The following is a 9881-nucleotide window of genomic DNA, read 5'->3' on the forward strand; positions in this document are numbered from 1 at the left end:
CACTTCATCTGAAAAATTTAGATTTTTATCTTTAATTTTTAATGTATTTAATATAGACTTACACATAGGCGCATTACCTTTCTTTTTTATTTTGTTTGGTAGCTAATAATTATAGAGGTAATTGCGCCATTTTTGTATTCAAACATAAAAATTGGACTGATGATTTTTAGTCATCAGTCCAATTTATTATAGAGCCAATATTCATAATGATTTCAACGCCACTCCCGTATCACAGTTTAATCTAATGATTAAACTTTATTTATTATCTTTTGAAAAAGTATTACTTATTTCTTCGCCACGATTTTGTAGATTTTCAATGTGTGATTGTAATTTTTCGATATTAGGATTAATATCAGATTTAAAATCACCAATTAGTGTTTTAAATTCATCTCCAATTTCGCTACCATATGAGACACCATCATTTTTTACTTGCTTACCATAATCAATAATGTTAAAGAAATTACGTTTAAGTGACTCAATTTCACGTTCTAATTCAGAGCGAGACCCAGTAGGTTCTTTAGAATCAATCGTGTTATTCTTTACGCTTTGATCATCACGGTTTAACCAAGAAACAGCAATTCCAGATGCTACTCCCGCAGTAATACCAAATAATACGCGTGATATTTTCATGTTCTATTCTCCTCACTTATTATGTCGTTAACGGATAATAATAGAATAAGAAATGAAATAAATTTCAGATTCTACAACAATCATATTTCGACAAGTTAATTATAATTGTATATTACCCTATAATGACATTCAATATGCAGAATTAATCAAATTGCGCTTTGATTTGATCAGCGATAGCTTGTTTTTGTTCATCATTAATTTCGTTCTCATGTGTTTCCCAATGGTATCCGAAACCGTCGATATCATTTTCGTATCGTGGTAAGAAATGGAAATGAATATGGAATACTGATTGATCTGCGAACTCACCATTATTTTGGATGATATTTAGACCATCAGGATTAAAAGCTTTCTTAATTGCATTAGCGACTTTAGGTAAAGCTGTACCAATATGAGCCATTGTCTCTTCGTCAGTTTCAAAAATATTTGGTGACGCTTTTTTAGGAATTAATAATGTATGACCTTTAGTCACTTGTGAAATATCTAAAAATGCATAAACAAAGTCATCTTCATAAACTTTAAAGCTTGGAATCTCTCCAGATAAAATTTTACTAAATACAGTTTCAGCCATTTGAATGCACTCCTTTTACGTATTTATAGCTTATTATAGCATTTGTAAAATAAAATTTCGTTAGTGAAGTAAATGTAATTTTAGTAGTTAAAAGCTAATTTTGGTACAATGTTATTCATGGAGGTGCCTTATGACAGTAAAAGTTGAACATTTAACAGGTGGTTATGGGAAACGTCCTGTTATTGAAGATATAAATTTTGAATTAAAAGCAGGGGAAATTGTTGGTTTAATTGGATTAAATGGTGCAGGCAAAAGCACAACTATTAAACATATGCTAGGTTTATTAACGCCAACTGAGGGTAATCTCTCTATCTCAAATACAGAAATTACAGATGACATCGAAGTTTATCGAAAAAAGTTATCTTATATACCTGAATCACCAATTATATATGAAGAATTAACATTAGAAGAGCATATTGCGATGACTGCAATGGCATATCAATTGAGTAAAGAAGAAGCAATGAAACGTGCAAGACCTTTACTTAAAACATTTAGATTAGAGAATGAATTAAAGGTCTTTCCTAGTCATTTCTCTAAAGGTATGAAACAAAAGGTGATGATAATATGTGCGTTCATTGTTAATCCAGAATTATATATTATTGACGAACCATTTTTAGGCCTTGATCCACTAGGGATTCAATCTATGTTGGATTTAATGGTAGAAAAGAAAAATGAAGGACGTACTGTTTTAATGAGTACGCATATTTTGGCAACTGCAGAACGTTATTGTGATCGATTTATTATTTTAGATAAAGGTAGAGTGGTTGCTTTCGGTGATTTAGAGGAGCTACGTAAACAAACTGGATTAAGTGGTCACACACTTGATGACATCTATATACATGTCACACAAGGTGGTCAAGAAAATGGATAATTCAGCTACTTCATTATTTAAATCTAGATTGAACATCATTCAAAAAGAGAAGCGTTATTATAATAAATTTATTTTTAATGGCCATTTTTCAGTATTTTTATTAATTTTATTGGGAGCATTTATATTAGGTTATGGTCAATGGTTGCAACATATACCTAAACATATAGATTATGCGTTATGTGCTAGTATAATATTAGCTGTAACATCTATCTTTCCAATACGAACATTTTTAAAAGATGCAGATAGAATATTTTTATTGCCTTTTGAAAAACATATGAAAAATTATATGAACCTAAGCATTCGCTACAGCTATTTTAATAGAATAGCGATACAACTAGTAATACTCATTATCTTGTTTCCATTATTTTCTAAATTAGATGGTGATTTCATAACACCATTTATCATCTTGAGTATTTTAACATTGATACACCCATGGATTGGATTGAAAGTGAGATGGCAATGGTATCAACTAAAGCAATCAAGTTGGAGTATAAGTTTAATTTTATTTTTGATTAATTTAGTAACATATGACTTAATATTGGGTTACCAAATGTACTGGGGAGTTATCTTTACGTTTATATTACTTGGTGGAATGTTAGCTTTACCTAAATTAAATCGAGTTAATTTATATCCATGGGAACGAATGATAGGTATTGAAGAAAGACACCATACAAATTATTATAAATTCGTAAATATGTTTACGGATGTTAAACATTTAAAAGAGTCTGCAGTTAGACGTAGATATTTAGATTTCTTATTACCTACACCTAAAGGCAGGAAATTTAATTCTAAAAATATGTATTTATATCTATTTACACGTAGCTTTGTAAGAGGTAGAGATGCTTTTAGTATTATATTTAGACTGATTGTCATTGCATTAGTGCTAATGATTTGGCTATCGTTTCCTATTGTTTCAGCAATTATTGGATGTCTGTTCATGTACATTACATTATTGCAAATGTCTCAATTTTATACGCAACAAGCCTATGGATTATGGCCTCAAGTTTGGCCAGTACCAGATGTCGAAGTGATTAAAGGTTATGAAAAATTTCTTTATCGCTTAATGTTAATTATAGGATTAATTTTTTCAATTGCATTTATCAGTATATACCCACAATATTCCTTTTTCGCTCTAATCTTCTTTATAGTAGGGTGGTTAACGATTAGAAGCACAATTAAGAAGTTACAATATCAAGAATCACTACTTAAAGATTAAAAAGGTTGCCTATAACTAGAACAAGCAAAACTACATCTAGTTAAAAGGCAACCTTTTTATTATTCCTTGATTGGATATAAATATCTCTCAAAGTAGCTAGAATGTTGGCTACTAGAACCAAAATAATGTCTTAATGCATCTTTTGAAAAATAATCCTTAAATGTATCTGTTTCTTTAAAATCTTCGTAAGTTTGGCGATTAGCAAAACCAAAATAAACTTTGTAAGTTGTTCCTTGAACAGGCTTTAAAAAACGATAACTTTTAAAACCGGCAAACTTATCGAAATTTAATTCCAAATTTGCAATACGTTTTTCTAATTGATGAACATGATCATCAGAAGAAGGGATAAATATTGCTGAGTAAAAATGTGTTTGATCTAAGTCATTAATAGAATTAACAGTTGTGTAAACAGTGGGATGTTTTAAAATTGATTTTTCATCTGATTCTTCAATAATTACAGAAGAATCATTTGTTGAAAATAAAAATAGATTTCTATTAGTATTATTTGTTCGGATTTGATTTAAGTAACCATAAGTCCCATAAGTTGTATATATGTTCATGACTCATACCTCCTTTATTGTTTATATTATACGATTAATTAATGGTACTAGCTATAATAATTGTATGTATTGTTTAAATATTTTAAAAATCCATTTAGTCTTATTGAGGGATATTTTTAAGCATATAAATATACTATAATTATGTTTAATAAATTATTATAATTTAGTGAATTGAAATGTACATTTATGCTTTGTCTTTTTTATGACATTTAAGTGTAGATAAACGATAATTATATCAGCATATGATATTATAGATAAGAATGATTTTAATTTAGGAGGACTATAAGGTGCATAATAAAAATAATACAATTTTACAAACAATTAAAGGTGAAAAAACATCTCATACACCTGTATGGTTTATGCGCCAAGCTGGCCGTTCACAACCAGAATATCGAAAATTAAAAGAGAAATATTCACTTTTCGACATCACACACCAACCTGAATTATGTGCTTATGTAACTCAATTACCAGTTGATAATTATAATACTGATGCAGCAGTTTTATATAAAGATATAATGACACCTTTGAAACCAATTGGTGTTGATGTTGATATTAAATCAGGTATTGGACCAGTCATTAGCAATCCAATTAAATCTGTATCTGATGTAAATAAATTAACTCAAATTGATCCAAAACGTGATGTACCGTACGTACTTGAAACAATTCAATTGCTAACACAAGAGAAATTGAATGTACCATTAATTGGGTTTACAGGTGCGCCATTTACATTAGCTTCTTATATGATTGAGGGCGGTCCTTCAAAAAATTATAATTATACTAAAGCAATGATGTATGGAGATGAGGCAACATGGTTTGCTTTAATGAATCATCTCGTACAAGTATCAATTGACTATGTGGTTGCTCAGGTTGAAGCGGGCGCAGAGCTGATTCAAATTTTCGACTCATGGGTTGGAGCTTTAAATGTTCAAGATTATCGTTATTATATTAAACCTTCAATGGATAAGTTAATTAATGGAATTAAAGCTAGATATGATGTTCCTGTCATAATGTTTGGAGTGGGTGCAAGCCATCTAATTAATGAATGGAATGACTTAGCAATAGATGTCCTAGGATTAGATTGGCGTACGTCTATCTCATCAGCTACACAAATGGGTGTTAATAAAACGTTACAGGGTAATTTAGATCCTTCATTGTTACTCGCGCCTTGGGACGTAATAGAGCACAGAGTACGTGAAATTCTGGACGAGGGTATGGAAAGAGGTAAACACATTTTTAATTTAGGACACGGTGTTTTTCCTGAAGTACAACCTGATACATTAAAGCGAGTTACTCAATTTGTTCATGATTATACAAGTAAATAGTATTAAGAATACAAAGATTAAGGAAGGTTTTATTTAATGACTAAGACAGTAGGTTTATTAGTTATGGCATATGGAACACCATATAAAGAGAGTGATATTGAAGCATATTATACAGATATTAGACATGGTAAGAGACCAACTGATGAGGAATTACAAGATTTAAAAGACCGATATGAATTTATTGGTGGTCTTTCTCCTTTAGCTGGCACTACTGATCGTCAAGCTGAAGCATTAAAAGATGCTTTAAATCAAGTTTATGAAGATGTGGAATATAAATTGTATTTAGGTCTAAAGCATATTTCTCCATATATTGAAGAAGCTGTAGAAAAAATGTATAAAGATGGTATTAAAGAAGCGGTTACTGTTGTTTTAGCGCCACATTATTCTAGTTTCTCAGTTGGATCATACAATAAACGTGCAAAAGAGGAAGCCAATAAATACGATATTGCTTTACATCATGTTGAACATTATTATCACCAACCTAAATTTATTGAGTATTGGACTAATAAAATCAATGAAACTTTAGAGCAAATTCCTCAAGATGAACATGATGAGACAATCTTAGTTGTATCAGCTCATAGTTTACCTAAAGGTTTAATTGAAAAAAATAATGATCCATACCCTGATGAATTAAAAGATACAATGAATCGTTTACAAACATCTTCAAATATTAAACACGTTGCTCAAGGCTGGCAGTCTGAGGGTAACACAGGTACACCTTGGTTAGGACCCGATGTACAAGATTTAACAAGAACGTTGTACAACGAATATCAATATAAACACTTTATCTACACGCCTGTAGGTTTTGTATGTGAGCATTTAGAAGTACTGTATGATAATGATTATGAATGTAAAGTTGTGTGTGATGAGATAGGAGCAAATTACTATCGACCAACAATGCCTAACACGGATCCATTATTTATTAATGCTATCGTGGACGAAATAAAAACAGTTTTTTAATAAAGGAAGGGACTCAATGTGAGTAAAAAAGTTGCAATTATTGGTGCAGGTATAACTGGCCTCTCAAGCGCATATTATTTAAAACATTATAAACCAGATATAGATGTAACCATTTTTGAAGCGACAAATCGACCAGGTGGAAAGATACAGACGTATCGTAAAGATGGATACACTATTGAACTAGGCCCTGAATCTTATCTTGGACGAAAAACAATCATGACTGATATAGCAAAAGATATTGGACTTGAAGATGATTTAATTACTAATGAAACAGGTCAGTCATACATTTTTGCAAAAAATAAATTGTATCCTATACCAGGTGGTTCGATTATGGGCATCCCAACTGATATTAAACCTTTTTTAAAAACAAGACTTATTTCACCAATAGGTAAGCTAAGAGCGGGACTAGATTTGGTAATACCCCCTATAAAAATTGAGGATGATATATCAGTTGGAGCGTTTTTTAGAAGACGATTAGGAAATGAAGTGCTTGAAAATTTAATAGAACCCCTCATGGGTGGTATTTATGGTACTGATATAGATCGATTAAGTTTAATGAGTACATTTCCTAATTTTAAAGAACAAGAGGAAAAGTATGGTAGTTTAATCAAAGGTATGCAACACGAAAAGGCTGAACGAATTAAACAACGTCAACTATACCCTGGTGCCCCTAAAGGTCAGTTTAGACAATTTCGTCACGGATTAAGTTCATTTATTGAAGCATTAGCTAAAAATGTACAAGATAAAGGCGTAAAGATGAAATATCAAACACATGTAGAAGATATCATTATTAACAATGACAATTATGAAATAGCAACTGATCAATACAGTGAACAATTTGATGGTATTTTAGTTACTACGCCTCATCAAACATTTATGAAATGGTTCAATCACGATCAAGCTTTTAAATACTTTAACGAGATGGATTCTACTTCAGTTGCAACGGTTGTATTTGCATTTGATGAGAAGAATATTGAAAACACATATAACGGTACTGGTTTTGTCATCGCGAGAACAAGTAATACTAATATTACAGCTTGTACTTGGACTAGTAAAAAATGGCCTTTTACTACACCGCAAGGAAAAGTTTTAATTAGAGCATATGTAGGTAAACCAAGTGATACAGTTGTTGAAGATCATACTGATGAAGAAATTGCGACTATCGCACGTCGTGATTTAAATAAAATGATGACTTTTCATGGAGATCCGGATTTTACAATTGTTAATCGTTTGACTAAAAGCATGCCTCAATATCACATTGGTCATATTAGTCAAATAAGAAAAATTCAACAACACGTTAAAAATAATTATTCTGCACTCAGAATCACAGGAGCACCATTTGAAGCGGTTGGGCTTCCAGATTGTATTCAACAAGGTAAAAATGCTGTGGAAGAATTGCTTGATGAAATATAATAATTTAAACACTTTTTTTGAGGTGAATTTGCCTCTTTAAAAGTGTTTTGTTATATAAATTGAGAATTATTATTTAGTGTTTAAGGAGGTAAAAATATTAATGACTAATGTAATTATAGTTCATTCACAATTAGGAAATTCTCATAACCACTGGTATAAGTGGTTGCAACATAATTTAGAACTAGAAGGTTACGATGTTCAATTATTCCATTTAGATGAAAGTAAGAATGATAATATAGACAATTGGATCTTCGAATTAAATCAACAAATTGAACTTTTATCTAAAGATACTTATTTTGTCACACATGGGTATGGTTCATTGGCTACTTTGAAATACATTGAAGGTCTATCAATTTACGAACCATTTGAGGGGTTCTTCAGTATAGCAGGATTTAAAGAAGATGCGAAGAAAATAGACGATTCAATAAAAGTAGGGGAGTTTAATGTCGATTATGACTTAATTAAAACTAAAGTTAATGACTTTTATGGACTAGCTTCAAAAGATGATTCTTATGTTTCTTACATAGAAACTCAAAACTTAATTGATGAATTAGGTGGTAAGACTAAAATTGTTGATGAAGGTGGACATTTCTTAGAAGAAGAGGGCTTTGTATCTTTTACTGAATTACAAGAAAAAATGCAACATTACATGACTAAATAATAAAACATGTGATTTAATTATTAATACGTTCAATATTTAAACTAATTTAAGTAGGTAGTTAAAGCTACCTATTTTTTATTATTATTAAGGTTGATAATTAAATATAGAGATACTTTCAAGTGCAATTAGATATCCAATAGGTATCTTTAATTAAAATATTTTAAATGTAGCGTTTTTTTACACAAAATAGTTTACAATACTTATTGACTAAGTTAATGATACTATATATACTAATAAAGTATTCGAAAGGCGATGACTATTAGACAATTGTCGCATTTCAATATGAAGATTCAATTAAATGAATGTAAAATTTATTTAAAATTATCATTGACATTAGACATTATAAAATGATATACTTTTTAAGTACTGGTTTTTGAGACGTAAATAATATTAGCGCGGGATGGAGCAGTTCGGTAGCTCGTCGGGCTCATAACCCGAAGGTCGGTGGTTCAAATCCGCCTCCCGCAATACATAGTTTTAATAGGTCTCGTAGTGTAGCGGTTAACACGCCTGCCTGTCACGCAGGAGATCGCGGGTTCGATTCCCGTCGAGACCGCCATTACTTATTACGGTTCAGTAGCTCAGTTGGTAGAGCAATGGATTGAAGCTCCATGTGTCGGCAGTTCGACTCTGTCCTGAACCATTCAATCATTTTGGCGGTTGTGGCGAAGTGGTTAACGCATCGGATTGTGGTTCCGACATTCGAGGGTTCGATTCCCTTCAACCGCCCCATAATCGTTTACTACGCGGGTGTAGTTTAATGGCAAAACCTCAGCCTTCCAAGCTGATGTTGTGGGTTCGATTCCCATCACCCGCTCCATTATATTATTCCGCAGTAGCTCAGTGGTAGAGCTATCGGCTGTTAACCGATCGGTCGTAGGTTCGAATCCTACCTGCGGAGCCATGGCTCCTTGGTCAAGCGGTTAAGACACCGCCCTTTCACGGCGGTAACACGGGTTCGAGTCCCGTAGGAGTCATACAAACAGAAGTGAAATATCGCTTCTGTTTTTTTATGTAATTTAGTTATTAATATTGAGGAGAACTGTCCGAGTCTGGCCGAAGGAGCACGCCTGGAAAGTGTGTAAGCGCCATAAGCGCTTCAAGGGTTCGAATCCCTTGTTCTCCATAATAAAAGCTTATCACAATATGTTTTAGAGTGAGCAAGTGTCAAAGAAGTGTCTAGAAAGTAAAATTTCTGGCACGTTGACCTTGATTTTTTTATTGTTGAAATTGTGATGAAAAGCAACTTTTTAATGAAGTGCGTGGGTAAAACTAAATTTTAGAATTAATAATAAAAAATATCTTTTAATATTATATTAAGCTCAACATAGTGCGTTGAGTTTATAAACGAAATACATTGAATTTCGAGGGTTTAAAATGAAAATTTCAAAACAAGCAGAAAAAGGAGCTAGTGTAGTGGATACGCTAGCTCTTTTCTCATATCATATTAATATTTAAGAGTATTAAAAACAGGCTCTATAATAAATTGGACTGATGACTAAAAATCATCAGTCCAATTTTTATGTTTGAATACAAAAATGGCGCAATTACCTCTATAATTATTAGCTACCAAACAAAATAAAAAAGAAAGGTAATGCGCCTATGTGTAAGTCTATATTAAATACATTAAGAATTAAAGATAAAAATCTAAATTTTTCAGATGACGCTATATAAAAAGAA

Annotated in this window: 9 protein-coding genes and 8 tRNA genes; 14 read left to right on the forward strand and 3 right to left on the reverse strand. The window is 31.6% G+C overall.

Annotation, left to right across the window (positions count from 1 at the left end):
- Positions 1 to 255: 255 nt before the first annotated feature.
- Together BB045_RS05010 and BB045_RS05015 are read right to left on the reverse strand one after the other, a co-directional pair.
- Complete coding sequence (locus BB045_RS05010; protein WP_037538626.1) at positions 256 to 630, reverse strand: YtxH domain-containing protein; 375 nt, start codon at positions 628 to 630, stop codon at positions 256 to 258.
- Between the two features lie 142 nt (positions 631 to 772).
- Positions 773 to 1198, reverse strand: coding sequence for an HIT family protein (locus tag BB045_RS05015; RefSeq protein ID WP_037552213.1), 426 nt, complete (start codon positions 1196 to 1198; stop codon positions 773 to 775).
- Positions 1199 to 1328: 130 nt separating this feature from the next.
- Between BB045_RS05015 and ecsA the strand changes: the two genes are divergently transcribed.
- A complete protein-coding gene (gene ecsA / locus BB045_RS05020; protein WP_037538621.1) occupies positions 1329 to 2069 on the forward strand; it encodes an ABC transporter ATP-binding protein EcsA in 741 nt (246 codons plus the stop codon).
- On the forward strand, positions 2062 to 3285 hold the full coding sequence (ecsB, locus tag BB045_RS05025) for an ABC transporter permease EcsB (protein WP_075140563.1): 1224 nt from the start codon (positions 2062 to 2064) through the stop codon (positions 3283 to 3285). The genes ecsA and ecsB overlap by 8 nt, the downstream gene beginning before the upstream one ends.
- A 59-nt stretch (positions 3286 to 3344) precedes the next feature.
- On the opposite strand, the gene BB045_RS05030 is transcribed toward ecsB, so the two are convergent.
- Positions 3345 to 3845 carry a hypothetical protein gene (locus BB045_RS05030; RefSeq protein ID WP_037552221.1) on the reverse strand — a complete coding sequence of 167 codons (501 nt, stop codon included), beginning with the start codon at positions 3843 to 3845 and terminating at the stop codon, positions 3345 to 3347.
- 287 nt (positions 3846 to 4132) lie between these two features.
- On the opposite strand from BB045_RS05030, the gene hemE reads away from it, so the two are divergent.
- The 12 genes from hemE (at position 4133) to BB045_RS05090 (ending at position 9327) form a co-directional block, all read left to right on the forward strand.
- Positions 4133 to 5167 (forward strand): uroporphyrinogen decarboxylase, encoded by a 1035-nt coding sequence (gene hemE, locus BB045_RS05035; protein ID WP_053025402.1) that lies wholly within the window; start codon positions 4133 to 4135, stop codon positions 5165 to 5167.
- 36 nt (positions 5168 to 5203) lie between these two features.
- Positions 5204 to 6127, forward strand: coding sequence for a ferrochelatase (hemH, locus tag BB045_RS05040; RefSeq protein ID WP_053026963.1), 924 nt, complete (start codon positions 5204 to 5206; stop codon positions 6125 to 6127).
- An 18-nt stretch (positions 6128 to 6145) separates the two neighbouring features.
- Complete coding sequence (gene hemY / locus BB045_RS05045) at positions 6146 to 7540, forward strand: protoporphyrinogen oxidase (protein ID WP_053025399.1); 1395 nt, start codon at positions 6146 to 6148, stop codon at positions 7538 to 7540.
- Positions 7541 to 7640: 100 nt separating this feature from the next.
- Positions 7641 to 8201, forward strand: a complete 561-nt coding sequence (locus tag BB045_RS05050; protein ID WP_053025397.1) for an RBBP9/YdeN family alpha/beta hydrolase — start codon at positions 7641 to 7643, stop codon at positions 8199 to 8201.
- 394 nt (positions 8202 to 8595) lie between these two features.
- Positions 8596 to 8669 (forward strand) — tRNA-Met (locus BB045_RS05055).
- 15 nt (positions 8670 to 8684) lie between these two features.
- Positions 8685 to 8760 (forward strand) — tRNA-Asp (locus tag BB045_RS05060).
- An 11-nt stretch (positions 8761 to 8771) separates the two neighbouring features.
- Positions 8772 to 8844 (forward strand) — tRNA-Phe (locus BB045_RS05065).
- Positions 8845 to 8857: 13 nt separating this feature from the next.
- Positions 8858 to 8933, forward strand: a tRNA-His gene (locus tag BB045_RS05070).
- Positions 8934 to 8947: 14 nt separating this feature from the next.
- Positions 8948 to 9021 (forward strand) — tRNA-Gly (locus tag BB045_RS05075).
- Positions 9022 to 9030: 9 nt separating this feature from the next.
- Positions 9031 to 9105 (forward strand) — tRNA-Asn (locus BB045_RS05080).
- 1 nt (position 9106) lies between these two features.
- A tRNA-Glu gene (locus BB045_RS05085) sits at positions 9107 to 9178 on the forward strand.
- A 59-nt stretch (positions 9179 to 9237) separates the two neighbouring features.
- Positions 9238 to 9327 (forward strand) — tRNA-Ser (locus tag BB045_RS05090).
- Positions 9328 to 9881: the final 554 nt, after the last annotated feature.

The sequence above is a fragment of the Staphylococcus sp. MB377 genome, assembly GCF_001922505.1.
Classification (GTDB): domain Bacteria; phylum Bacillota; class Bacilli; order Staphylococcales; family Staphylococcaceae; genus Staphylococcus; species Staphylococcus haemolyticus.

Coding starts and splice junctions, on each gene's coding strand:
- BB045_RS05050 (WP_053025397.1), top strand. CDS start 7,641: ATGACTAATGTAATTATAGTTCATTCACAATTAGGAAATTCTCATAAC.
- ecsA (WP_037538621.1), top strand. CDS start 1,329: ATGACAGTAAAAGTTGAACATTTAACAGGTGGTTATGGGAAACGTCCT.
- BB045_RS05010 (WP_037538626.1), bottom strand. CDS start 630: ATGAAAATATCACGCGTATTATTTGGTATTACTGCGGGAGTAGCATCT.
- BB045_RS05015 (WP_037552213.1), bottom strand. CDS start 1,198: ATGGCTGAAACTGTATTTAGTAAAATTTTATCTGGAGAGATTCCAAGC.
- BB045_RS05030 (WP_037552221.1), bottom strand. CDS start 3,845: ATGAACATATATACAACTTATGGGACTTATGGTTACTTAAATCAAATC.
- ecsB (WP_075140563.1), top strand. CDS start 2,062: ATGGATAATTCAGCTACTTCATTATTTAAATCTAGATTGAACATCATT.
- hemH (WP_053026963.1), top strand. CDS start 5,204: ATGACTAAGACAGTAGGTTTATTAGTTATGGCATATGGAACACCATAT.